This is a genomic window from Verrucomicrobium spinosum DSM 4136 = JCM 18804 (assembly GCF_000172155.1).
Classification (GTDB): domain Bacteria; phylum Verrucomicrobiota; class Verrucomicrobiia; order Verrucomicrobiales; family Verrucomicrobiaceae; genus Verrucomicrobium; species Verrucomicrobium spinosum.
Genome location: NZ_ABIZ01000001.1, coordinates 3,728,167 through 3,750,571 on the forward strand (window position 1 = coordinate 3,728,167; position 22,405 = coordinate 3,750,571).

Consider the following 22,405-nt stretch of genomic DNA (forward strand, 5'->3'; position numbering starts at 1 on the left):
CGCACCCGCCATGTTTGTTTGAGGAGTGTGGGGAGGCAAATGAAGGGGTGCTCATGGACCCCTGGTTTTGCCAGCCATGCGGGGGAAGGATAGGGCAGATGAGGCCTTTCGCAACCTCAGGCCGCTGAACCGGAAAACAGAGAAGGCACCGTCTGGAGAGACGGTGCCTTCAAGGAGGTGCAGATGCCGTAATAACTCGCCGGGGAACTAGGCGTTAACCGAGGTCCAAGCTGCGTTGTTCTGGGAAGAGTTGACCACCGCCTCGATGAACGCCATGCCACGCACGCCGTCTTCGATTTTCGGGTAGTCGAGCACCAAGGAATCCGGCGTGTTGCCTTCCAGCTCCGCGCGGATATGGGCGGCGAAGTTGCGGTAAATGTTGGCAAAGGCCTCAAGGTAACCTTCCGGGTGGGCGGGCGGTGTGCGGCCAGCGGCCAGGGCGGCTTTGCCGAGGTAGCCGTTGGCGGTGCGATAGACCTGCATCGGCTGGTCGATCCACTTCACCAGGAGTGTGTTCGGCTCGTTCTGGTGCCATTCCAGGCCGCCTTTTTCACCATACACGCGGATGTTGAGGTTGTTCTCTTCGCCCACGCTGATCTGGGAGGCGTGCAGCACGCCCTTGGCCCCGTTGTCGAAGCGGAGCAGCACGTTGCCATCGTCATCGAGGGCGCGGCCCTCCACGAAGCTGGTGATGTCTGCGGCGAGTTCCTTGATCTGCAGTCCGGTGATGTACTCGGCGAGGTTCTCGGCGTGGGTGCCAATGTCCCCGATACAGCCTGCCGCACCGGAGCGCTTGGGATCGGTGCGCCATTCGGCCTGTTTTTGGCCAGAGGCTTCAATGCGCGTGGCCAGCCACCCCTGCGGGTACTCGACCACCACCTTGCGAATCTTGCCAAGCTTCCCGTCGTGAACCATCTCGCGGGCCTGCTTCACCATGGGGTAGCCCGTGTAGTTGTGGGTCAGGCCGTAGAGGCGGCCGGACTTCTTGACGATGTCTGCCAGAGCCTTGGCCTCTGCCAGAGAGAGGGTGGCGGGCTTGTCGGAAAGCACGTGGAAGCCAGCTTCCAGCGCCGCCTTCGCCGGGGGGAAGTGCATGTGATTTGGCGTCACGATGGAGATGAAGTCCATGCGTTCGCCCTCTGGAAGGGCGGCCTCCTTCTGGATCATCTCCTCGAAGCTGCCGTAGCAGCGATCAGCGGGGAGAAAGAAGTCGCTGCCCGAATCTTTGGACTTTTGGGGGTCGGAGGAGAAAGCGCCGCAGACCAGCTCAATCTGGCCGTCGATGTTGGCTGCGATGCGGTGAACGCCGCCGATGAAGGCGCCGCGACCGCCACCGACCATGCCGTAACGAATTTTTCTGCTCATGGATGGGTAAATAGTGTGTGAGGTGAGAGAAGGAACAGGGAAGAGGGGCAAGGGATTAGGGTCAAGCAAAAAGGCGAGATCTCGCGGGGTTTGGGCGGCTTCTGCCAGAGGGGGCTACTTTTGCCTTTTCCCTGAAAGCTTATCCCTGTATTTGAAGCCATGCTCTCCCTCCGAGGCCTGACCAAGCGCTATGGCGTTCAAACAGCGGTGGATCATCTGTCGCTCGAAGTTCCGGCGGGTCAGATCGTCGGTCTTCTAGGGCCAAACGGGGCGGGAAAGACCACGACGCTGCGGATGGTGACCGGTTTGCTCAAGCCGGATGACGGCACGGCGCTGATCGCCGGGCGGGACATCACGCTGGAGCCTGTGGAGGCAAAGCGGGTGCTGGGGTTCGTGCCCGATTCGGGTGCGGTGTACGAGTCACTCACCGGCATGGAGTATCTCCTGATGGTGGCTTCTCTTTACGGGATCGAGGAAAGCGCCGCTGTGGAGCGGGTGGCACGATTTATCGAGTTCTTTGAGCTCGGGATGGATACGTTGGAGAATAAACTGCTGGGTGCCTACTCCAAGGGCATGCGCAGGAAGGTGGTGATCACCGCTGCACTGTTGCATCAACCCAAGGTGGTGTTCCTGGATGAACCGCTGGACGGGCTGGATGCCAATGCCGCAGTGGGATTCAAGGCGCTGCTGGAGACCCTGGCCCGCGAGGGCAAAACGATTGTGTACAGCTCGCACATCCTGGATGTGGTGCAGCGCGTGTGCCACCGGGTGGCCATCATTCACCAAGGGAGGTTGCTGGTGGATGGCTCGCCGGAGAACCTGATCCGGGAGCATGCCGCGGCCAGCCTGGAGCAGCTCTTCACTCGCCTGACGGGCGCGCACGATCACGAACAGCGTGCTGAATCGTTTGCCCGGTCCCTGCGTTCATGAAAACCTCTGCGAGCCAGAGCAACGGAAAGGTCTTGCGACGCCTCTTTTGGACCCTGTTCTTCCGGGGGCGTGCCACCTCCCGGAAGCGGGGCGAGGAAGGCACCGTGAACCGGCATAGCATGCTGGGAACGCTGGGGTTCTATCTGCTGGTGGGATTCGCCCCCTGTCTGGCCATCAGGGAGGTGGATGTCCTGACATTTTCCGTGATGCTGCATGGGGCCACCCTCTTCCTCGTGGTGATGCATCTGGTGGCCACTGCAGGGAGCGTGCTGTTCAACCGGGAGGAGTCAGAGATTCTTTTGCACCGCCCCGTGACGGCGGAGGAACTGCTCCATGCCAAAACCAGTGTGCTGTGTGGGGTGACGGCCATCATGGCGCTGGCCTTGAATCTCCCCGGCATGGTGGCCGGATTGTGGCTGCGGGATGCCCATTGGTGGTTTCCTCTGGCCCATCTAGTCTCGCTGGGCGGGATGATCGGTTTTTGCGCCGGGGCTCTGGTGGTGGTGTATCAGGTGTGTTTGCGGTGGTTTGGCAGGGACCGGCTGGACAACATCATGACCACGTTTCAGACGCTCCTCACTGTGGTCTTGGTGATGGGGAGCCAGTCTTTCCGCCTCCTGGGGGAGGTGAATCTGGAAGAAATGCGTCGCGCATGGTGGTTGCTGTTCCTGCCGCCCACGTGGTTTGGGGCGATGGATGCCGTGCTCGCGGCACATCAGTCCGAGCTGTGGATGATGATGGCTGCTGGAGTGGGCGTGCTGGCGACGCTGCTGGTGGGGTGGCTCGGCATGCACCGGCTCGCTGCGAGCTATGGGGAGGGACTGGCTCTGCTCAATGAGCAGGGGGCACCTGAAATGAAGTCAACAGGCAAGGCGTGGTGGATCCGTCGGATGGTCGGCACACTTCCACTCCGGCGCTGGCTGGCCCACCCAGTGGAGCGTAGCAGCTTCATCCTCACGGCAGCTTATATGTTTCGTGATCGGGAGACGAAGCTGCGTTTATACCCTGGCATCGCCCAGGTTTTGGCGTTGCCCCTGGTGTTTCTGCTTGCTGGGCGGGCAGGTCGCGGGGGCGGGGTGGACGTGGCCCTGGCGGGAATCTACATGGGTTGGTTGCCGCTGATGGCCATGCAGATGCTGGCGTATAGCGAAAACTGGCGGGCAGCGGAGCTGTTCCAGTCTTCGCCGGAAGGGCGCTGGCAACCCTTGTTTCATGGAGCGAGGAAAGCGGTCCTGGTCCTGCTGGCCATGCCATTGATTGCTCTGCTCTTGATGGTCGTGCTCGCCACCCATGGAATCAGCAAGTGGCTGTTTCTTCTATTGCCCAACATGGTGATGCTGCCCGTGTGGTCCCTTGTTCCGGGTTTGGTGAATGAGTGGCGTCCGTTTGCGACCCCGTATGATGCCCGGGATCAAGCCCGATGGGGGTGCCTGACGATGATGGTGGTGATGGGAGTTTCCTCTGCTGTGGCCATGGCCGGGTGGGGGACGATGAAGGTGGGGGTGTTTCCCCTGGCACTGGTGGGGCAGGTGGTCGTGGTTGGGTTGATCTATCTGGTTCTCGTCCGCAAAATTGATGGCTTGAGCAAAAAAAGGAGCAACCAACATGAGCCTGACATCCGTTGAAGGGCGTGTTGATGAGCGTCACCCCGTCTATTTTTGATTTGCGCACATGCCCTCCGCTTTGACATTTTCCCTCTGTGGCGTCTTGCTGGGGATCGATGTTCGTCACGTGCGGGAGGTGCTGCCCTGCGTGCGCCTGGTGCATCCTCCAGAGACGCCACCTGCGCTTCGCGGGTTCCTCAATCTGCGTGGTGAAATGGTGCCCGTCCTTCGACTCGAGAGTGTGCTGCAACTCGCATTGCGGAACGCGGACTGGGATCCAGAGGAGCAGCTACAGTCACGCATCGTCGTGGGCCGCCTGGGTGAATTGAGCGTGGCCTGGCTGGCAGACGAAGGGGTGGAACTCTTGCGCTACGAGGCCGCTCAGACCGTGCGGCTTCCGGCGGATCATGTGCTTAACAACTGTGCAGACCGGGTCGTGGCCCGCCCGGCTCCGGCGATGTCGATCGTGCTGCTCAGCCCGTCCAAGGTGCTGCTGGAAGGTGAAAATCTCCGTCTGCGGCAGTTGACGACTCGTGAAAAGCTTCGTCAGAACGCTTTTGAATTGGCAGAGCAGGAGGCATGAGCGCGGCGGAACCCATGGCGGATCCCGGGGTGTCTGGCCTGCTCAGCGATCCGGAGTTTCAAAAATTGAAGGAGTGGATCATCTCCACCACCGGCTTGTCATACTATGCCGACAAGGATCGCGACCTCGCGACTGCCGTCGGACGCTGCCAGGAACTGGGTGGCAGGCCAGCTCGGGAGGTTCTTGAGGTTTTGAACCGCCGGGGAGGTCCGGCATTGGACCGTTTGGTAGAAGAGTTGACCATTGGAGAGACCTTCTTCTTCCGGCACCTGGAGATGTTCCATGCCTTGCGAGATCACGTGCTGCCAGACCTCATCCAGAGGCGCGCTGCCCTCAGATCCATCCGCATCTGGAGTGCGGGCTGCTCTGTAGGCGCGGAACCCTACTCCCTGTCCATCCTGCTGCATGATTTGCTGGGGGATGCCGCGCGGAACTGGTCATTCAAGATTGTGGCGACGGACATCAATCGGCGATTCCTCGCTCTTGCCCGTGCCGGTGTCTATGACACGTGGGCGCTTAGAGGCATGGACCCAGCATTGCTCCAACGCACCTTCCACCGGGTGGGGGCCCGCTGGCGGATCAATGACCTGTATCGTGAGGCAGTGACCTTTCGGCATCACAATCTGGTTCAAGACAAATTTCCGTCCATCGAGCATGAGCTGAGCGGCCTGGACCTGATCATTTGCCGGAACGTCATCATCTATTTTGACACGGCGACCAACCGGCGGCTTGCGGACCAGTTTTACCGCAGTCTGGTGCCGGGTGGCTGGCTGGCGGTGGGGCATGCGGAGCCTCATACGGAGATCTTCCGCGCCTTCCAGACCATCAATGCGCCCGGGGCGGTGCTGTACCAGCGGGCCGCAGATGGGAAAGGGGGCGGGATTTTTTCTCCGAATGCGGTGCCCGGCACAGCCCGCACTTCCGCCAAACTATCTCCTCCTGCGGATGCGCAGGTGCAGGCAATGCCAAAGAAGGCGGAAGTTCCGAATTGGCTTCCCGCTGCTGCCCAGTCCAGACCAGCCGCTCCAGAGCCCGTCCTGCAACCGAAGCCAGTGTTGGAAGGACTGCCGGAGATTCAGGAAATATCCAAGGCGGCGGACTCTGGTGACCTGGTAGCCGCCAGAAAACTTGCAGAGGGCCTCGCGGCTGCGCAGCCCCTTCATGAGGGGGCGCACTTCCAGTTGGGACTGGTGTTGTTTCAACTGGGAGAATGGGTAAAGGCGCGGCAAGCTCTGAAACGGAGTCTGTACCTGCGCCGCGATCTGGCTGTCGCCCACTACTATCTGGGACTGGTTCAGCTTGGTTTGGGAGAGTTCGCAGGCCGGAGTTTCCAGAATGCGCGCCGGTTGATCTCCCGCCAGGATGGGGTGACGGTGCTCCCCTGGGGAGATGGATTGACCGCTGGAGAATTGCGTGCCCTGTTGCAACCTTACCATGGAGGCACCTCGACACATGAAGCCTGAGACAGAACGAATCAACTGGGAGCTGGTAAGGCAGCGCATGAAAGAGGCAGAGGCCACCCTGCAGCGGGCGTTTGAGCCAGGGACGGAGGAGCGGGAGGCCGTTTTGCTGCGCCGTGCTGCCGCCCTGGCGGAAAAAAAGGAAACGGGGAGGTCAAACCAGGAGGGCACCCAGCAAGTGCTTCTCTTGCGCGTGGGGGATTCAGTGATTGGCCTGGACGCGTCCCAAGTCTCCCAGATCATCAGTTTCCAACATTGGGCTGCTGTGCCGGACGCTCATGACGCGCTGTTAGGTGTCGTAAACGTGCGGAGTGAACTGGTCAGTCTCTGCAACCCATATCCGTATCTCAAGACGAGTGGGGGTGATGTCTCCGGGTTTGCCCGCGGAGCGGTGCTCCGCCATCCTTCACTGCGCCTGGCTCTGGGCTGTCACGAAGTGCTCGGGTTTGTCCATCTGGCACCGGAAGAAGTAAAAGAAAACAATGTATTCGAGGCCGCAGGAAGGCTGGGGGTCCTCTTGGACGCGAATGTTGTTCTTGAACCCTTTTACAGTCTTGTTCCCGCCTAAGACGTTTTAAGTTTACCATCTATACCCTTGTCCATGAATTCCTCTCCCAACGTCTGGCGTGATCTCAAGGTCGGCACCAAACTCACTCTCATTCCGCTGTTTTTCCTCGGAGCCCTGGCAACGATCCTCTATTTCACTGTCAGTACGCTGGACAGTCAGCAGGACAAATTTCTCGTACTTGAGCTGGTAGGGCGTCAGCGGACCTTGCAACAGCAGCATTTTTCCACGGCCCTGTTGCTAATGGAGAAGCGTACGACCCGGGAGAAGCTGGACTATGTGCGGAAGGTTTGGGTGGGCACACAGGAAGGGTTGCTCAATGGTGGGGAGGTGATTGAGCGCCTGAACCGGCCGGAGATGGTGGAGGTGCCCCCCGCCCCAGAGGGCGCTGTACGTGACAATCTGCTGAAGCAGGCCCAGCTCATCACGGTCTCCATCGATGACACGGACCGTCTCGTGGCCATGGAAAAGACCGCGCCTGACTTCGCTCCGCTGCTGACCAGTCTGCTGCAACGAGAGGCTGAGATTCAGGACCTCGGCATCGTCATTAACAAAGGGTACACGCAACTGTTGCAGGAACAGTCGCGGGAGCTGGTCTCCAAGGAGGTGCTCATCACGGTGATCGTAGGCGCACTGGGTTTCCTGATAAGCTGGCTGGTGGCGAGGAGCATTACCGGGCCACTACAGCGGTTGGTGAATCTGGCAGACAACGTTTCCCGTGGCAATTTACGCACGGAGAAAGCGGCGATCGCAAGCCGCAATGAACTGGGCCAGTTGGGAGACGCCTTCGACAACATGGTGATCAACCTTAAAGATCTGAGTGGCCAGATCCTGGGAGTCACGGGGAACATCAACTCCGCTGCGGCGGAAATCCTGGCCTCCACTCAACAGCAGGCTTCCAGTACCAAGGAGCAGGCGGCGACGGTGCAAGAAGTCTCGGCCACAATGCAGGAAATCACGCAGTCCGGTGCAGAGATTGCGGACAAGGCCAAGCAGGTGGCCGCCAGTGCGGAGGCCACCTCTGCCGCCAGCCAGTCTGGCGTGGGGGCGGTGCAGGCAACCACAAAGCTCATGGAGGGCATCCGTCAGCAAGTGGAGGACGTGGCGGTGAAAATCGTGGGGCTTAGCGAGCGGACTCAGGCGATTGGTGACATCATCAGCACCGTCAACGAGATCTCTGACCAGTCCAACCTTCTGGCGCTCAACGCCAGCATCGAGGCGGCCAGCGCCGGGGAGCATGGCACCCGGTTTGCCGTGGTGGCAGGCGAAATGCGCAACCTCGCCCAGCGAGCCAAGGAAAGCACGGTGCAGGTGGGGGGGATTCTTGGAGAAATCCAACGGGGCATCAACAGCACGGTGATGCTCACGGAGGAGGCGGTGAAGCGCTCTGATTCCGGAAGGCAGCAGGCCCAGGTGACAGAGCAGACCATTCATCAAATGACGCAGACGACAGTGGAAAGTGTGCACGCGTTCCAGCAAATCATAGGGGCCACCAGTCAGCAGCAGATAGGCTTTGACCAGGTGACGCAGGGGATGCGCGATATCAGGCAGGCGGCTGAGCAGACCGCCATTGGGACCGCCCAGCTTGAGAAGGCGCTGGGCAATCTCAACGAACTCAGCATCCAGCTCCGCATGGCGGTTGGCAAGTATCAGCTATAATTGCTGCTCTCCCCCTTCATTCGGTTCCGAATTTTGAAGCTCCTTCGTGTCGTCCTCTTCTGACATCCAACAGCGTGTGCTCGCGGCGTTCCGTTTGGAATATCGTGAGCAGGTCGCCGTGCTCCGCTCGCTGGTGGAGGCCTGGCCCTTGGCGGAGGGGCCCTTGTTCGATGAGGCATTCCGCATGGCCCATAGCATGAAGGGTGGGGCGCGGGTCTGTGATCTTCTGGATGTAGAACATCTGGCGCATGATCTTGAAAGCCTGCTTTCTGAAGTGGCCAAAAGGCACGTTCCGGCGGATGACGCCGCGAAAGAACGGATGATCCAGATTATTGATGAGGTGGATGACCTCATGATTCTGGAATGCAGCGGGGCAACCGGCCTGGGCACCGATGCGAGCATGACGCCGACAGAGTCTTTCGTGAACCAGGAGCCTGAAGTGGCGTCCCATTCCGAGCTTGAGCCCGGAGACCGCCTGCCTGTTGCCAAAAAGGCGGTGCCGACGGGCGGGGGCGGGCACGACAGCTTGAGGATCCATGCAGGTCATCTGGACAGGCTGTTGCAATCCAGTGGACAACTCGTGGCAGAGGCCTCAAGGCAGGAGGCCTTGGGCCGTGAACTGGAAGAGTTGTTTGAGCAAACCGAGGCGCTGCGGCGATCCAGTGACCGCAATACGGCGGGTCCGGCAGAACTGCACGCTGGCCTGGTGGCGCTGAGCAAGCAGCTCCAGCGTGTGCGATTGCAGCAGCAGCAGGCGGGATGGTCTCTGCGTACATTGGGCGAGCGCCAGTTGGAAGAAGTGCGTCACATTGGGATGGTCCCCATCAACACCGTCTTTGAGGGATTTCCCAAGATGATGCGTGATCTGGCGGCCGAGACCGGGAAGAAAGTGGATTTCACAATCAACGGTGGCGAACTGCAAGCAGATCGTGCCGTGCTGCAATCTCTAAAGGATCCCGTGATGCACGCTCTTCGGAACGCGATGGCGCATGGGATCGAGTCGCCCTCCAGACGTCGAGCGACGGGGAAAGATGAGACTGGAGCGGTCCGGTTGGACATTGAGGTAATCGGACAGGTGCTGAGGCTTTCGGTCTCGGATGATGGCCAGGGGGTGGATCTTTCTTCAGTGCGTGCGCAGGCGCTGCGTAATCGTCTGGTGACTCCAGAGGTGGCCGAAAACTTGGAGGACTTCCAGTGGCTGGACATTCTTTTTGAGCCACGTTTTTCCACGACGGCGGAGGTCACCCGTGTCTCGGGGCGGGGAGTTGGCCTGTCCGTGGTGAAAGACCGCGCCACCCAGTTGCAGGGCTCTGCACGCATGCTGCAAAACCCGGGAGGGGGCTGTCAGTTGATCGTGGAAGTGCCTGTAAGTGTGTCCACCCATCGCCTCCTGCTGGTGCGTACGGCGGGGCGGACCTTTGCGCTGGGCATGCGTGGGCTGGATTCGCTGCATCGGGTGACGAATGTGCACACCGTGGAAGGACGCTCCGTGATCATGCATGAAGGACGGCCCGTCCCCCTGGTGACGCTGGGGCCTGCGTGCGGGTTGCCGCCGAGTCTGGTTCGTCATGAGGACGGTCACTTGCTCGTGGCGGTTTTGAAAGGGGATCGACCCCTGGCTCTCAATGTGGAGGAGTTCGTGGGTGAGACCAGTGCCCTCATCAAGGCCCTGCCGCATCCGGCTTCGTTGTCGCCGCACTTCTCAGGTGCCATTTTTCTGGAAGGGGGCGAAGTGGCTCTGGTCATCAATCTTCCGGGTTTGATGCAACGTTTCCTTGGAGCCACTTTGCGCGAAGAGAAGCCTGCGGCGACGGTCAGAAAAAAGCCGGTCGTCCTGGTGGTGGACGACTCCTTCACTGCCCGTACGCTTCAGAAATCCATCCTGGAAGCTGCCGGCTACGCAGTACGGGTGGCTGTGAATGGAAAAGCCGCCTATGACATGCTCAGGGCGGATCCGGTGGATGCGGTGGTGTCCGACGTTCAGATGCCTGAGATGGACGGTTTCCAACTGCTGTCTGCGATGAAGAATCACTCCCGCCTCGCTGATCTGCCCGTCGTGCTGGTCACTTCCCTGAACAGCCGTGAGGATCAGGAGCGCGGTCTGGCCCTGGGTGCCGATGCTTATATCGTGAAGGAGCGCTTCGACCACCGCGAATTGCTTGATACCATACGACAGCTGGTCTGAACCGGCTTTGACCACCTGTCTCCCAACATCCCAACCTCTCCCTGCATTGACGAAAAAGACCACAGTGATGATTGTCGAGGACTCTCCGGTGATCAGCATGTTCCTGGAGCACATCATCAGTCAGGATCCCCGGCTCCAGGTGGTCGCATCGGTCAGGAGTGGAGAGGAGGCCCTCGCGGTGCTGGATCGCGTGAATCCGGACGTGATCTCACTGGACATCCGCCTGCCGGGAATGAATGGCCTGGAGGTGACCCGCCGCATCATGTCGGAGCACCCGACACCCATCGTGGTTGTTTCCTCAAGTGTGGAAGATGAAGAGCTCAACATCTCCATGAATGCGTTGCGGATTGGGGCGCTTTCCGTCGTGCAAAAGCCGGTGGGCATGAGCCATCACGACTACGCCGACCTGGCTGCGACGCTGTGCACGAAGCTTTTCATCATGAGCCAGGTGCGCGTGATCCGGCAGCGGTATCGAGTCACCTGGCCAGGGATGCCCGTGCCCTCCCCGGCGACGATGGTTCCTCTGCCGAAAGCGGGGCGCTGGCGGCCGACTGTGATTGGCATGGTGGCCTCCACGGGAGGCCCGAGTGCGCTGGTCCGGGTTCTCGGGGATCTTTCTCCTGCGGTCAAACAACCGATCGTGGTGGTGCAACACATCACTCCGGGTTTTGTGCGCGGGTTTGTAAACTGGCTGAATGATGTGCTGCCTGACCGGGTGGTGATCGAAGGAATGGCCCAGATGCCGCTGGAAGAAGGCATGGTCTATGTGGCTCCTGCGGACCGGCATGCGGTGTGTGTGCCAGGCATGCGCCTCGGGCTGCTGGACACACCCGCTGTCTGTGCGCAGAAGCCTTCCGGGACGGTCTTGTTTCGATCCATGAGCCAGGTCCATGGTGCAAAGGCGCTTGGTGTGCTGCTCACGGGGATGGGGGAGGACGGCGCGGTGGGGTTAAAGGAAATGTGTGACTCCGGTGGGCTTACCTTTGCGGAGCATGAGTCCAGCGCCGTGGTGTACGGCATGCCGGGTGCGGCGGTGCGCCTGGGGGCGGCCCGCGAAGTATTGCCGGTTTCGGAAATCGGACCACGGCTCAATGTGGTCTGTCAGAGCGGGGAGGTTTCCCATGCCTGAGCATCGCAGCCATATCGTCCTGGTGGAGGATTCTGCCAGCCAGGCACTCAAACTGATTTCCCTGCTGGAAGCTGAAGGCTGGTTGGTGACCTGGGTTTCCACCGCGGAGGAGGCCTTTATTACGCTGCGCGACAAGCGGCCAGATCTGGTGCTGCTGGACTACTATCTGCCCGGCATGCGGGGGGATGAGGTCTGCCGTCGCATCAGAATGCATGTGGACAGCCGCAGTCTTCCGATCGTGATCCTCACAGCCCAGGAGGACAAGGAACTGCAAGGGTTGGACAGCGGCGCTGATGATTTCATTCTCAAGTCAGGCAATCCGGAGTATCTGCTGCTAAGGGTCCGGACGCTTCTGCAAAAGGCACGCCCTGAGGGGCGCATCTTTGCCGGGGGTGACACCGGCTTCCGGACGGCCCGCTTGCTGGCCATCGATGACAGCCCCACCTTCCTGGAACATCTGAGGGGTGAGCTGGAGCGGGAGGGATACAAGGTGGACACTGCACTGGATCCCCTGACCAGCCTGGACTTGGTGAGGAAGAACAAGTACGACGGCGTCATCATCGATCTCCTCATGCCCAAGATGGATGGGTTCGAGGTCTGTCGCAGAATCAATGAGCTGCGCCACCAGTTGGAGGTGCCGCTCATTACGATCGTGCTGACCGGAGCGGAGTCCCGGGACAACCTCTTTCGTGCCCTGGAGGCAGGGGCTGACGACTTTGTGGGCAAGTCAGGCGACTACGCAATCCTCAAGGGGCGGATACGGGCTCTGCTAAGACGGAAGTTTTATGAGGAGGAAAACTCACGCATCCTTCATGAATTCCGTGCCCGGGAACTGGAGGCGGCGCGGGAACGCGTGGCCAAGGAGGCCGCAGAAGCCCGGGCGGCCCTTGTTGAAGAACTACAGCAACGGGAGGAGGAGCTGCGCAGTTCCAGGGAAGAACTGAAGAGAGCCAACGAGGCGAAGGACCAGTTTCTGGCGGTGTTGAGCCACGAGCTGCGCACACCGCTCAGCCCGGTGCTGGCAGTCGTGGCAGAGTGGTGTGACCGCCCCCAGGTGCCTGAGGAACTGCGACGTGACCTTCAGATGGTGAAGCGTAATATAGACCTGGAGGCGAGGCTGATCGACGATCTTCTGGACCTGACCCGGATCATTAAAGGCAAGATGGAGATGCGGGATGATGAGGTGGATCTGCGCGAACTGTTGAGCCACGCCGTGGAGATATGCCGTGAGTCTCGCACGGGACTGGACCGCATTGTCACTCATGATACTGCTGCACAGACCCGGGTGCGAGGGGATGCCATGCGTCTCACTCAGGTGTTGTGGAATCTTCTGCGCAATGCCGTGAAGTTCACTCCAGAGGACGGCACGGTTCGTGTGAGTCTGAAGTCCGTAGCATCCGGGACCGCTGGAGGTGATGCTGTTGTGATCGAGGTGGCAGACAATGGCATCGGCATCGCTGCGGAAGACATTGGCAGAATTTTCGACGCCTTTGATCAGGGTAATCGGACGGTGACCCGGCAGTTTGGTGGTCTGGGGCTGGGGCTGGCCATCAGCAAGGCCATCGTTGAGTTGCATCACGGCACTCTCACGGCGGCAAGTGCAGGCCGGGATATGGGGGCGACCTTCACCCTTACGCTTCCCCTGTTTAAAGGGCATGCCGTCTCCGATCTGGTGCTGCCCGCCTGCCAGCCTTCATCAGCACCCGTTGCAACTTCTGCGAAGCCCGCTGGATTGCGCATTTTGCTTGTCGAGGATCATGAGGACACGCGGGAAGTCATGCGACAGCTCTTGCAGCGGCGTGGGCATGTGGTTCTTGTGGCTCGCAGTGTGGCCACGGCACTGGCGGTATTGGAAGATGGTGAGCCTGTGGATCTGCTGATCAGCGATTTGGGACTCCCCGATGGGAGTGGGTTGGACCTCATGAAATCCATCCGGGCCCGGCTGCCGCTCCGTGCAATTGCCCTAAGCGGTTACGGGATGGAGGATGATCACCGCCGGTCTCGTGAGGCGGGGTTTCAGGAACACCTGGTCAAGCCAGTGAATTTTTCCGATCTGCTGAAGGCGATCGACCGGCTGCGATAACAGGTGAGGCGCAGCCAGATAAAATAAAAAGCGGCCGGGGATGGCCCGGCCGCTGAATGAAAAAACGATGCTACGATCCGCAGTCGGGATCAAGAGAGGGAGGCGAGGGCGGCCTTCACTGCTTCAAAGTTGGGCAGCTCTTTTGGGGAAGGCGTCTGCTCCGAGTACTGGATCACTCCATCTTTGTCGATGACGAAGGCGGAGCGTGCAGAGGTGTCGCCGATGCCAGCCAGTCCCGGGAAAAGAACGTCGTATGCCTTGGTGGTTTCCTTGTTGAGGTCGCTCACCAGCGTGATGCTGATTTTCTCCTTCTGGGCCCAGGCTTCTTGGGCAAAGGGGCTGTCCACGCTCACGGCGATGACGTCGGCATTGAGATCACCATAGCTGCCGAGGCCCGCAGTGATGTCACACAATTCCTGGGTGCAGACGCCGGTGAATGCGAGAGGGAAGAAGAGCAGCACGGTGTTCTTGCTGCCAAAATTGGCGCTCAAAGTTACATCTTTGAGACCATCGGCGGTCTTGCTCTTGAGCGTGAAATCCGGGGCGAGGGTACCGACTGCGAGAGGCATGAGAAGAGGGAGAGTTGGGATTCAGGTTTACGGTCATGACGCCGGGCGTCCGACTTGGCCGATTGTAGGCGGTCCGGTGACGGGGTCAACAAATCAACTCGTCAGCTCGCACCTTGACTTGATTCCGAAGCGTCACGAGGGGAACGTCGTACGTTTCCTTCTTGAACTGTCTATGTCCGAAGCTGCGCTCAATCCTTTCCAAAGCATCACTGATCACATCCGGCACCGTCGTTCCGTCAAACCAGCGGACATGGATCCCGGTCGGCCGGTGGGGCGGGGGCTCTTGGAGGCATTGATGGAGAATGCGAACCAGGCACCCACGCATGGGATGACGGAGCCCTGGAGGTTTCATGTCATACAGGGAGCCGCCCGCGCTGATCTCGCCACGTGCATGCAGGCTGTTTACCGGGAGATCATGCCCGCTTTGGAGTTTCGGGAGGACAAATACCGGAAAATAACGGAGAGCACCCAACTTGCGCCTGTCATCATCGCTATCGTCATGGCCCGTCGAGGGGGGGCTAAAATACCGGAGCTGGAGGAAATTGAGGCTGTCGCCTGTGCGGTGCAGAATCTGCATCTGAGTGCCAGTGCTGCGGGTCTGGCGGGCTATTGGTCCACCCCGGCCTTAGTGTATGAGCGGCAATTTGCCGACTGGTTGCAGTTGGGACCTGATGACCGTTGCTTGGGCCTGTTCTATCTGGGCTGGCCCAAGCCGGGGTTTGTGTGGCCGGAAGGTCGTCGCAGTCCTGTGCAAGGCAAGATCACCTGGCATGGAGAGGCCACCGTAGAATGAGCTGGTGGCATGATATGGTGAATTGGTTTCAGGGCCTGGAGATTGGGCACTGGATGGTGTGGTGCCTCACCGTGGTGCTGATGCTGGTCGGCATTCTGGGTACGGTGGTGCCCATGTTACCCGGCCCAGTGCTCCTCTTTGTCGCCGGTGGACTGCACACGCTGCTGATGCCGGAGCACGGGATGAGTCTCTGGGGCCTGGGCATCATGGCGCTATTGCTAGCGGGCACGTTTGCCGTGGATTTTCTCAGCGGAGCAGTTGGCTCCAAATGGTTTGGAGGCAGCCGCTGGGGATTCTGGGGCGTCTTGGTCGGCGGGATCGCAGGCCTGTTTTTTGGGCCATTGGGATTGATCTTTGGCCCTCTCATCGGTGGCTTTGCCTTTGAGGTTTTCTTTGCAAAAAAGAAATTCAACCCCGCCATGAAGGCGACATGGGGCACGGTGGTGGGGACTACCATGGGTATGGTGCTCAAGCTGGGGCTGAGCATCGCCATGGTGGTGTGCTTCCTGGTGGACGTGTTCTGGTGGTGACAACTGGCATGGGAATGCCAGTCGCCAGACTCATGAACCCCAGAGGGGGGCGAGCGCCACTTACCGGGGCTTCTTCAAGTGCCAGGAAGTGGACTGCTCATAGGCATGGGCAGCGCGGAGTAGGGTGACCTCGTCCAGTGCCCGGCCGACCATCTGGAGCCCTACGGGCAACGCGGTGCCGCCATCTTCCACGAACCCGCACGGTACGCTGATGCCGGGGAGTCCGGCAAGGTTGGCAGGGATGGTGAAGAGGTCTGCCAGGTAGATGGAGAGCGGATCATCGCTGTGGGCACCGAGCTTGAATGGAAGCTCGGGAGTGGTGGGGGAGAGAACGATGTCCACCTTCTTGAACGCCTCGTCGAAGTCCTTGCGAATAAGGGTGCGGGCCTTCTGAGCCTTCACGTAGTACGCATCGTAATACCCCGAACTCAGCACATAGGTGCCGAGCAAGATGCGTCGCTTCACCTCGGGGCCAAAGCCCTCAGCACGTGTCGTGAGATAATGATCCAGTACGTCTGTAGTGTTCTCTGCACGGTGGCCGTAGCGAACACCGTCGAAACGCGAGAGGTTCGTGGAGGCCTCGGCTGGTGCGATGACATAATAAGTGGCAATCCCCACGTCCGTGTGAGGGAGGCTGATTTCTTCCACGATGCCGCCCAAGCCTTGAATATGAGTGATGGCGGTCTCGACCGCGCTGCGGATGCGGGCGTCCACTCCATCGACGAGGTATTCCTTGGGAAGGCCAAAGCGCAATCCTTTGATGTCCTGCCCCAGACCGGTGGTAAAGTCGGGCACGGTCGCGTCAAGCGAGGTGCTGTCACGCCCGTCTTTGCCACAGAGATGATTGAGGACCAGGGCGGCGTCTTCGACGGTCTTGGTGATGGGGCCAATCTGGTCGAGCGATGAGGCAAAGGCCACGAGACCGTAGCGGGATACGCGGCCGTAGGTGGGCTTCAGCCCCACGCATCCGCAGAACGCCGAGGGTTGTCGGATGGAGCCGCCTGTGTCTGAGCCCAGGGCAGCGATGGCAATGTCGCCACCCACCGCGGACGCGGATCCGCCGCTGGACCCGCCGGGCACGCGTTCTGTGTCCCACGGGTTCCGGCTTGCGAAGAAGGCGGAGTTCTCGGTGGAGGAGCCCATGGCGAACTCGTCCATGTTCAGCCTGCCCAAGGTCAGAGCACCCGCTGCATGCAGCTGGTTCACGCAGGTGGCGTTGTACGGTGAGGTGTAGTTTTCAGCAAGGAACTTGGAGGCGCAGGTGCAGGGTGCCCCTTTGACATTGATGTTGTCCTTGATCCCGATGGGGATGCCTCCCAGTGGCTTGCTGATGTCCGCATTCGCCGCGTCCGCCAAGGCACGCTCGGCATCCACAGAGAGGTAAGCCTTGAGCGTAGGATCCTGTTTCTCAATAGAGGCCAGCACATCCTTGACGATGTCCGTAGGGGTGATCTCCTTGCTGAGAAGTTGCTTGCGGAGGGAGGCGATGGATTGAGCGGCGAGGGACACGGGAGAAAAACGAAAGGCAGGGTGCGAGGTGGCAGGGGCGAATAGGGTTGTCGCGGGCTATTCCACGACCCGGGAGATCAGGAACTGCCCGGCGGTTTTTCGGGGGGCGTTGGCCAGAGCCTCAGCACGGTCCAGCCCTTCCACGGGCACATCTTCACGCCAGACGTCATAGATCGGCGTGGCGTGTGCGGTCAATTCGACACCCGACAGGTCATGGCCTTCCAGAGTCTCCATATAGTCCAGCACCTTGGCGAGCTGCGCCTCGTACTTTACCGCCTCTTGGTCGGTCAGCTTGAGACGGGCGAGCTTTGCGGTGTGTTGAATGTCGATGTGATGGGCCATGCCCCCCTAATGGAAAGGCGGAGGCGGCAAAGTCAAGCCTCTGGGATATGTGGGAAGGAAAATGGGCGGAGGCTCTGGAGGCCATGGCCGGGCACAAAAAAAGCGGGGCCGCATGACGCGAGCCCCGCAAAAGGATCAAGAGGCTGGGGGGACTAGAAGCCGCCCTGGGTGCGCATCCACCACTGGTAGAGCCACGCACAGGCTCCGATCAGGATGATCGCCGTAACGGCGAACTCCGCCCACTGCACCATCGTCTTGCGGTTGCGGGCGCGGGTCTGCGCCAGCGTGAGCCGACGTTCGCCTTGGGCAAATCCACGGCGGGCGGCAGGCTCAGGAGGCAGGGTGTCCCGGTACTTGATGCGGCGCTCCTGGGCCTGACGGGAGGCTGACACAATGTCCATTTCCACCCGGAGGATCCGGGTCTGCAGGTCATCGGTCTTTTCCTTGAGGGTGCGGGTGCTGGCGGCCTTGTCCTGCTTCGTCAGAGACTTGGCAGTCTTGGCGGAGGGCTTGCGTACACGTACGTTGCTGGACATGGGAGTGCGGCTTGGGGTTAGAGGAACAACTTAGCCAGCAGCATGAGCAGGGCTATGCCTGCAAGAAGCGGGAGGGTGAAGGCGAATCCGGCGCGAAGCCAGCTCTGGAAATCCTGCGGGAGTGCCCCGCCGCCCAGTTGTGAGTTGACGAGGAACGAGGCCTGGCTGCCCTCAGGCAGCACGGTGGCCAGACGACGGCTCGCCTTGCCAAATTCGTTCTCGGCATCTTCAACCGCACCAATGGCGCGATCGAGCTCTTCGTTGAGGTCGCAACGCTTCCAGGTCTCGGGGCGGATGGTGCGGAGGGCTTCGAGGTGGTGCTCAAAGGACTCACGTGCCACCGAGATCTCCTCGATGATTTTTTGCGCGTTGTAGAGCTCGCGCTCAAGGCGGGCAAGGTTCCGGGAAACTTTTTCGGTGATTTCACGCCGGCCCGTGGTGAAGCGTTCTTCCTTGAGACGCTGGGCCTCCAGTTCCTGCGCTTCGCGCTGGGTGCGATCAAGCTCCTGGCGGAGCTTCAGCAGAGATTCCTGCTTGCTCTTGAGCTCACTGAACGGGTCATCGCTGACGGAGGAGGTGGGAGCGCTGTGGCTCACCATCTGGCTGTGGCCATTCGGCTTGGCAGCGTAGTCACTGAAGTCATCCGACTCCTCGAAGCGAAGCACCGGTGCTTCCCTGTCATAGTACATCGAACTTGTAGCGGCTTTAGGCATGACAGACGAGTTTGGTTTACCCGTCTAAGTATTACAGCTCTCCTAAGTTTGCGAGGGTTTTCGTGCGGCGAAGGGCGAAATAGTATGGAATTCCACCAATAAGTACTGTTAATATGAACAGTGCTCCAATGGCCGATGCTTCTAATCCATAAATATTTTCCAGAGGCATGGGAGAAGCCGCCCTGCGACTGATCACAGTGGGGACTATGAGCACCGTCATGGCGATGGCAATGTAGAAGAAGCTGGCCACCAGACAAAGGGTGCCGCCGAAGCTGGACACGATCTTGGCAGAGTTCGTCTCCCTTAGATTAGGCAGCAGGGTGCCCAGAGAGAGGGCAAGGGCATTGAGACCGACGGTCATGAGGACGATGGCGGATACAAAGAACACGGCGCGATGCAGAGGCAGCTTCAAGCTGAAGCATGACACTACCACCAGCAGGGTGGTGAGCGGTGTGGAAGCGGCGAGATTGAGCCACAGCTTTTGCTGGATCACGCGGGTGAGAGGAAAAGGGGCAAGGCCCAGTATCCAAAGACGCTGCCCCTCCAGGCTGAACTGGGGGAAGACAAAACGCGTCGTGAGGGTGGACATGGCGAGGCAGCACACCGTGAGGTTGAGGTGGCTGATGATGGCGCTCCAGGTGGGGTCCTTGTAATTGTAGCCCAGGTTGCGCAGGTTCGAGGTATAAAGCAAGAGCAGGCCGAAGATGAGCGTGCACTGGCCCCACTGCATGGGTTCGCGGAGAAACGTAAGGGCATCCTTGCCCACCAGGGCCAGGGTGCTGCGGCGGAAGGGGGTCACTCTGCGCAGCAGGAACTCGGGCCGGGTGTTGTGGTTGGCAAACACCGCCTGACCGTTGGCGATGTTGCGCAGCTCCGAGTGCTGAAGTGCGCGGTTCCAGGAGGGGTAAAAGTAACGGTTGGCGACCAGGGCGGTGAGGATCCATGCGGCCATGGCATTGCTCAGCAACAACAGGGTGAAGAACATTGCCCGGCCCGGGAGCTCGCGTCCAGAGGCGATCACCACCTCGGCCACCCATGAGCTTGGGAGGAGAGGATGGGTGCAGATTTGCGTGTGCCCGAGGATCTGTCGCACGTTGGTGGCCACGTCGCTGGAGACAAACTGCCCCGTCTGGCTGTCGCGAATCTGCCAGATGATGTAAACCACCATGCCCAAGACCAGAGTGCCTCCCACCTTCAGCCACCAAGGGCGGTAAAACTTGACCACCATGAGCAGAAACCAGGTGCTGACATTGGAGGCGAGGGCGATGAGGCACACGACGGCTGCCAGACTGGAGATGTAAAAGAACGGGCCGGCTTCAAAAATCCTGCCAAACCCTGCCAAAATGGGAGCGCTCAACAGAATGAGGCCCCAGCTGGAAATGAGCAGACCCTCAATGGTCTTCCAGATCACGATGCTGCCATGAGGCATGGGCAGGCTCAGGTGCCAGCCCGTCTCCTGGCGGCGGAAAAGACTGATCCCTGTGATGGCCGCGTTGGACATGACCAGCATCAGGAAAAAGAAGAAAAACAGCAGGTAGAGCATTCGTTCGGTAAGGAGCGGCCCCAGTAGGGGGAGGGCATGAACAAAGCTGAGGCCCCGGTTCACCAGCAGGTAGGCTGCTGTCATGTACAGCAACATGAAGGCTGAAATGGTGAGCGTCATGAGTCGCTTCTCGCCTAAATCTTCTCTCAGGCGGTGTCTCAGGGCTGAGAGATGGGCACGGGCTTGGGCAAGGATCGCCTTGGCGTGGGTCATTTGTCAGTATTGTCAGCTGTCGCCCCCCGCGGGATCAAGTAAAAGTCCCGGTAGCAGTGCGCCCAAATGGCATTTTTCGGCCATGGACCGGATTTTCTTGATTTGAGCGGATCTTTTAGCCAAAAATGAGCGCTTCGACCTCATGCGGGTCTGAATCGCACTCTTCATTCAATACGAAAATTATGTTGCATAGTCTTATTAGCCTCAAGATGGCCGCGATGGTGGCGGCCCTCGGACTCAATACCGCAGAGTGGTCGAACCCCTCGCCTGAAATGACGGCCCAAGTACAAAAGCTTGCCGACGCCATGGGCAACATCTCCTCGGGGGATACCTCCCAGGTGGGGACGGCGGTCAACGAGACGATCAAGAAGATCAAAGATCTCGCCGACACCAAGGGCGACAAGGATGCCCAGTTCGCGGTGGGACTTTTCCTTCAACAGAGCAATCAGCAGGGGGCGCTGGACCAGGCACTTGAGTACTACAAGAAGGCCGCAGCCCAGAACCAGCTTCAGGCCATGAACAACCTTGGCTTCATTCTTGCCGCTTCCGGCAAAGAAGAGAAGGTCACGAAGGAAGGCGTGGACTGGATCCAGAAATCCGCTGACAAGGGCTTGAATGCTGCCCGTCGCAACATGGCCCAGATCCACCTTCGTGGTCTTGCAGGCTACAAAGTGGATCCCAAGGCCGCTGAGGCACTGCTTGAAGTGGCCAGCAAGGACAAAGACAGTCAGGCCAAGTTTGAACTGGCCCAGTTTTACCTCGGCGCAGGTGGCAAAGAGAATCAGAATGACGACAAGGCCTGGGCGCTTTTGAACGAGGCGGCTGACCTTGGCAACCCGGGAGCGCTGGCCAGCCTTGGCTCAGTTCTTTTGGATGGCAAGAAGGTTGGCGAGAAAACCATTGCCGCAGATCCTGCCAAAGCCGTGGCCAAATTCGAGGAACTGGCCAAGCAGAACAACGCCACTGGCCTCCGGATCATGGGTGAGCTGCATGAGAGCGGTCTTGCTGGCGTGACGAAAGACTTCGAGAAAGCTCTCGACTTCTATCGCCGTGCTGCCCAGGGCAATGACTCAATCGCTCAAGTTCGTCTTGCTGGCTTCTACGACAAGGGTGTGGACCTCGACAAGAGCGACAAAAAGATCGACGTCGCCCCGAACGCGGCTGCCGCTCTTGAGTTGTACCGACTGGCTGCCCAGAGCAATGTGCCTCTGGCCATCTACAATGTGGGCACCTTCTATGAAGAAGGTCGTACCGTGGACAAGGACCCGACCAAGGCATTCGCCTACTTCCTGCAATCTGCTGTGAACGGTCTGGCTTATGGGATGCAGAAAGCGGGTGCCTACTACCTGAATGGCAGTGGCACGCTGAAGGATCCCGTCGCCGCTGCGGGCTGGTTCGCCCGCGCCGCTGCCGCTGGTCTTCCGGAAGGCCTCCTCAGCTACGGTCTCGTGAGCGAGCAAGGTCTGGTGATCGACAGCGACAAAGGGTCTCCTTATCAGGCCGCTGCCGCCTCCTACCTTGCGGCTGCAGATTCTCCTGCCGCCAGTGAGGCCGTTCGACTCGAAGCATTTGTCCGTCTCGGAAGCCTTCACTACCGCGGCCTCATGGTTCCCGTTGGTGACACTGCCAAGCCTGACTTTGAATCTGCTTATGTGTTCTTCAAGCAGGCCCAGGAGATCGATCCCAAGAACGAAGTGGTGAAGGGTGCTTTGGATGCAGTGACGAAGGGCAACAAGGCCCTCACTCAAGACAAGATCCAGAAGGCTGAGGCCACCATCGCCCGTATGAAGACGGATCGTGAAGCTCGCAAGGCTAAGGCTGCTGCTGATGCCAAGGCTACTCCTGCGGTGACGCCGCCCGCCGCAGCGCCGGCTGCTGCCCCGGCACCCGCCGCTGGTGCGCCTCGCAAGCCCGCTACTCGCTAATTGGCGGGTCAGGGGAATTTGGTTCCTGATTCACTCCTTAAGAACCCGCACTGGCAACGGTGCGGGTTTTTTGTGGGGATCCATGGGCGAGCGTGGTTTGGCTGCCCGGGTGATGGGAAGAAGGGCCGGCCGGGCCTCGGCTCGGTTCTTCAACACTCGGTGGCGTGTC

At 59.9% G+C, this 22,405-nt stretch carries 19 protein-coding genes; 12 read left to right on the forward strand and 7 right to left on the reverse strand.

Annotated features, from left to right (window positions below; all coding sequences use genetic code 11):
- Nucleotides 1–207 precede the first annotated feature (207 nt).
- The gene (locus VSP_RS14955; protein WP_009961586.1) at nt 208–1,365 is read right to left on the reverse strand and encodes a Gfo/Idh/MocA family protein; all 1,158 of its coding nucleotides are present in this window, start codon (nt 1,363–1,365) and stop codon (nt 208–210) included.
- A 159-nt stretch (nt 1,366–1,524) separates the two neighbouring features.
- Here VSP_RS14955 and VSP_RS14960 point away from each other — a divergent pair, with 159 nt between their 5' ends.
- The 9 genes from VSP_RS14960 (at nt 1,525) to VSP_RS39490 (ending at nt 13,563) form a co-directional block, all read left to right on the forward strand.
- Complete coding sequence (locus VSP_RS14960) at nt 1,525–2,295, forward strand: ABC transporter ATP-binding protein (RefSeq protein WP_009961588.1); 771 nt, start codon at nt 1,525–1,527, stop codon at nt 2,293–2,295.
- On the forward strand, nt 2,292–3,920 hold the full coding sequence (locus tag VSP_RS14965) for a hypothetical protein (protein WP_009961590.1): 1,629 nt from the start codon (nt 2,292–2,294) through the stop codon (nt 3,918–3,920). Before VSP_RS14960 ends, VSP_RS14965 begins: the two co-directional genes overlap by 4 nt.
- A 46-nt stretch (nt 3,921–3,966) precedes the next feature.
- The gene (locus VSP_RS14970; RefSeq protein WP_009961592.1) at nt 3,967–4,482 is read left to right on the forward strand and encodes a chemotaxis protein CheW; all 516 of its coding nucleotides are present in this window, start codon (nt 3,967–3,969) and stop codon (nt 4,480–4,482) included.
- Nucleotides 4,479–5,945, forward strand: coding sequence for a CheR family methyltransferase (locus VSP_RS35555; RefSeq protein WP_009961594.1), 1,467 nt, complete (start codon nt 4,479–4,481; stop codon nt 5,943–5,945). The genes VSP_RS14970 and VSP_RS35555 overlap by 4 nt, the downstream gene beginning before the upstream one ends.
- Nucleotides 5,935–6,510, forward strand: coding sequence for a chemotaxis protein CheW (locus VSP_RS14995; protein ID WP_009961596.1), 576 nt, complete (start codon nt 5,935–5,937; stop codon nt 6,508–6,510). Before VSP_RS35555 ends, VSP_RS14995 begins: the two co-directional genes overlap by 11 nt.
- A 33-nt stretch (nt 6,511–6,543) precedes the next feature.
- Nucleotides 6,544–8,166: a methyl-accepting chemotaxis protein gene (locus tag VSP_RS15000; protein WP_009961598.1), complete on the forward strand. Its 1,623-nt coding sequence runs from the start codon at nt 6,544–6,546 to the stop codon at nt 8,164–8,166.
- A 46-nt stretch (nt 8,167–8,212) separates the two neighbouring features.
- Nucleotides 8,213–10,351: a hybrid sensor histidine kinase/response regulator gene (locus VSP_RS15005; RefSeq protein WP_081452556.1), complete on the forward strand. Its 2,139-nt coding sequence runs from the start codon at nt 8,213–8,215 to the stop codon at nt 10,349–10,351.
- 67 nt (nt 10,352–10,418) lie between these two features.
- On the forward strand, nt 10,419–11,480 hold the full coding sequence (locus VSP_RS35560) for a chemotaxis protein CheB (protein ID WP_009961601.1): 1,062 nt from the start codon (nt 10,419–10,421) through the stop codon (nt 11,478–11,480).
- Complete coding sequence (locus VSP_RS39490; protein WP_009961603.1) at nt 11,473–13,563, forward strand: response regulator; 2,091 nt, start codon at nt 11,473–11,475, stop codon at nt 13,561–13,563. The genes VSP_RS35560 and VSP_RS39490 overlap by 8 nt, the downstream gene beginning before the upstream one ends.
- An 89-nt stretch (nt 13,564–13,652) precedes the next feature.
- Here VSP_RS39490 and VSP_RS15020 read toward each other — a convergent pair whose 3' ends face one another.
- Nucleotides 13,653–14,132 (reverse strand): redoxin domain-containing protein, encoded by a 480-nt coding sequence (locus VSP_RS15020; RefSeq protein ID WP_009961605.1) that lies wholly within the window; start codon nt 14,130–14,132, stop codon nt 13,653–13,655.
- Between the two features lie 172 nt (nt 14,133–14,304).
- Between VSP_RS15020 and VSP_RS15025 the strand changes: the two genes are divergently transcribed.
- Nucleotides 14,305–14,925, forward strand: a complete 621-nt coding sequence (locus tag VSP_RS15025) for a nitroreductase family protein (protein ID WP_009961607.1) — start codon at nt 14,305–14,307, stop codon at nt 14,923–14,925.
- Between the two features lie 14 nt (nt 14,926–14,939).
- On the forward strand, nt 14,940–15,455 hold the full coding sequence (locus tag VSP_RS15030; protein WP_009961609.1) for a DUF456 domain-containing protein: 516 nt from the start codon (nt 14,940–14,942) through the stop codon (nt 15,453–15,455).
- Nucleotides 15,456–15,515: 60 nt separating this feature from the next.
- Here VSP_RS15030 and gatA read toward each other — a convergent pair whose 3' ends face one another.
- The 5 genes from gatA to VSP_RS15055 all read right to left on the reverse strand — a co-directional run bounded on the left by gatA (nt 15,516) and on the right by VSP_RS15055 (nt 20,218).
- Nucleotides 15,516–16,964 (reverse strand): Asp-tRNA(Asn)/Glu-tRNA(Gln) amidotransferase subunit GatA, encoded by a 1,449-nt coding sequence (gatA, locus tag VSP_RS15035; RefSeq protein ID WP_009961611.1) that lies wholly within the window; start codon nt 16,962–16,964, stop codon nt 15,516–15,518.
- A 57-nt stretch (nt 16,965–17,021) separates the two neighbouring features.
- Nucleotides 17,022–17,306: an Asp-tRNA(Asn)/Glu-tRNA(Gln) amidotransferase subunit GatC gene (gatC, locus tag VSP_RS15040; protein WP_009961613.1), complete on the reverse strand. Its 285-nt coding sequence runs from the start codon at nt 17,304–17,306 to the stop codon at nt 17,022–17,024.
- A gap of 152 nt (nt 17,307–17,458) precedes the next feature.
- Complete coding sequence (locus tag VSP_RS15045; RefSeq protein ID WP_009961615.1) at nt 17,459–17,842, reverse strand: hypothetical protein; 384 nt, start codon at nt 17,840–17,842, stop codon at nt 17,459–17,461.
- Nucleotides 17,843–17,859: 17 nt separating this feature from the next.
- Nucleotides 17,860–18,555, reverse strand: a complete 696-nt coding sequence (locus VSP_RS15050) for a hypothetical protein (RefSeq protein ID WP_156345982.1) — start codon at nt 18,553–18,555, stop codon at nt 17,860–17,862.
- A 31-nt stretch (nt 18,556–18,586) separates the two neighbouring features.
- Nucleotides 18,587–20,218: a putative ABC transporter permease subunit gene (locus VSP_RS15055; protein WP_157210912.1), complete on the reverse strand. Its 1,632-nt coding sequence runs from the start codon at nt 20,216–20,218 to the stop codon at nt 18,587–18,589.
- A gap of 275 nt (nt 20,219–20,493) precedes the next feature.
- On the opposite strand from VSP_RS15055, the gene VSP_RS15060 reads away from it, so the two are divergent.
- Nucleotides 20,494–22,236 carry a tetratricopeptide repeat protein gene (locus VSP_RS15060; RefSeq protein ID WP_198141395.1) on the forward strand — a complete coding sequence of 581 codons (1,743 nt, stop codon included), beginning with the start codon at nt 20,494–20,496 and terminating at the stop codon, nt 22,234–22,236.
- Nucleotides 22,237–22,405 lie beyond the last annotated feature (169 nt).

What these genes read in the sequence shown, in the direction of transcription:
- VSP_RS35560 (WP_009961601.1), top strand. Translation starts at nt 10,419, where the DNA reads ATGATTGTCGAGGACTCTCCGGTGATCAGCATGTTCCTGGAGCACATC.
- VSP_RS15030 (WP_009961609.1), top strand. Translation starts at nt 14,940, where the DNA reads ATGGTGAATTGGTTTCAGGGCCTGGAGATTGGGCACTGGATGGTGTGG.
- VSP_RS14970 (WP_009961592.1), top strand. Translation starts at nt 3,967, where the DNA reads ATGCCCTCCGCTTTGACATTTTCCCTCTGTGGCGTCTTGCTGGGGATC.
- VSP_RS14960 (WP_009961588.1), top strand. Translation starts at nt 1,525, where the DNA reads ATGCTCTCCCTCCGAGGCCTGACCAAGCGCTATGGCGTTCAAACAGCG.
- VSP_RS39490 (WP_009961603.1), top strand. Translation starts at nt 11,473, where the DNA reads ATGCCTGAGCATCGCAGCCATATCGTCCTGGTGGAGGATTCTGCCAGC.
- VSP_RS15045 (WP_009961615.1), bottom strand. Translation starts at nt 17,842, where the DNA reads ATGTCCAGCAACGTACGTGTACGCAAGCCCTCCGCCAAGACTGCCAAG.
- gatC (WP_009961613.1), bottom strand. Translation starts at nt 17,306, where the DNA reads ATGGCCCATCACATCGACATTCAACACACCGCAAAGCTCGCCCGTCTC.
- VSP_RS15000 (WP_009961598.1), top strand. Translation starts at nt 6,544, where the DNA reads ATGAATTCCTCTCCCAACGTCTGGCGTGATCTCAAGGTCGGCACCAAA.
- VSP_RS15060 (WP_198141395.1), top strand. Translation starts at nt 20,494, where the DNA reads ATGTTGCATAGTCTTATTAGCCTCAAGATGGCCGCGATGGTGGCGGCC.
- VSP_RS14995 (WP_009961596.1), top strand. Translation starts at nt 5,935, where the DNA reads ATGAAGCCTGAGACAGAACGAATCAACTGGGAGCTGGTAAGGCAGCGC.
- VSP_RS15055 (WP_157210912.1), bottom strand. Translation starts at nt 20,218, where the DNA reads ATGACGCTCACCATTTCAGCCTTCATGTTGCTGTACATGACAGCAGCC.
- VSP_RS15025 (WP_009961607.1), top strand. Translation starts at nt 14,305, where the DNA reads ATGTCCGAAGCTGCGCTCAATCCTTTCCAAAGCATCACTGATCACATC.
- VSP_RS35555 (WP_009961594.1), top strand. Translation starts at nt 4,479, where the DNA reads ATGAGCGCGGCGGAACCCATGGCGGATCCCGGGGTGTCTGGCCTGCTC.
- VSP_RS14955 (WP_009961586.1), bottom strand. Translation starts at nt 1,365, where the DNA reads ATGAGCAGAAAAATTCGTTACGGCATGGTCGGTGGCGGTCGCGGCGCC.
- VSP_RS15050 (WP_156345982.1), bottom strand. Translation starts at nt 18,555, where the DNA reads ATGCCTAAAGCCGCTACAAGTTCGATGTACTATGACAGGGAAGCACCG.
- VSP_RS15020 (WP_009961605.1), bottom strand. Translation starts at nt 14,132, where the DNA reads ATGCCTCTCGCAGTCGGTACCCTCGCCCCGGATTTCACGCTCAAGAGC.
- VSP_RS14965 (WP_009961590.1), top strand. Translation starts at nt 2,292, where the DNA reads ATGAAAACCTCTGCGAGCCAGAGCAACGGAAAGGTCTTGCGACGCCTC.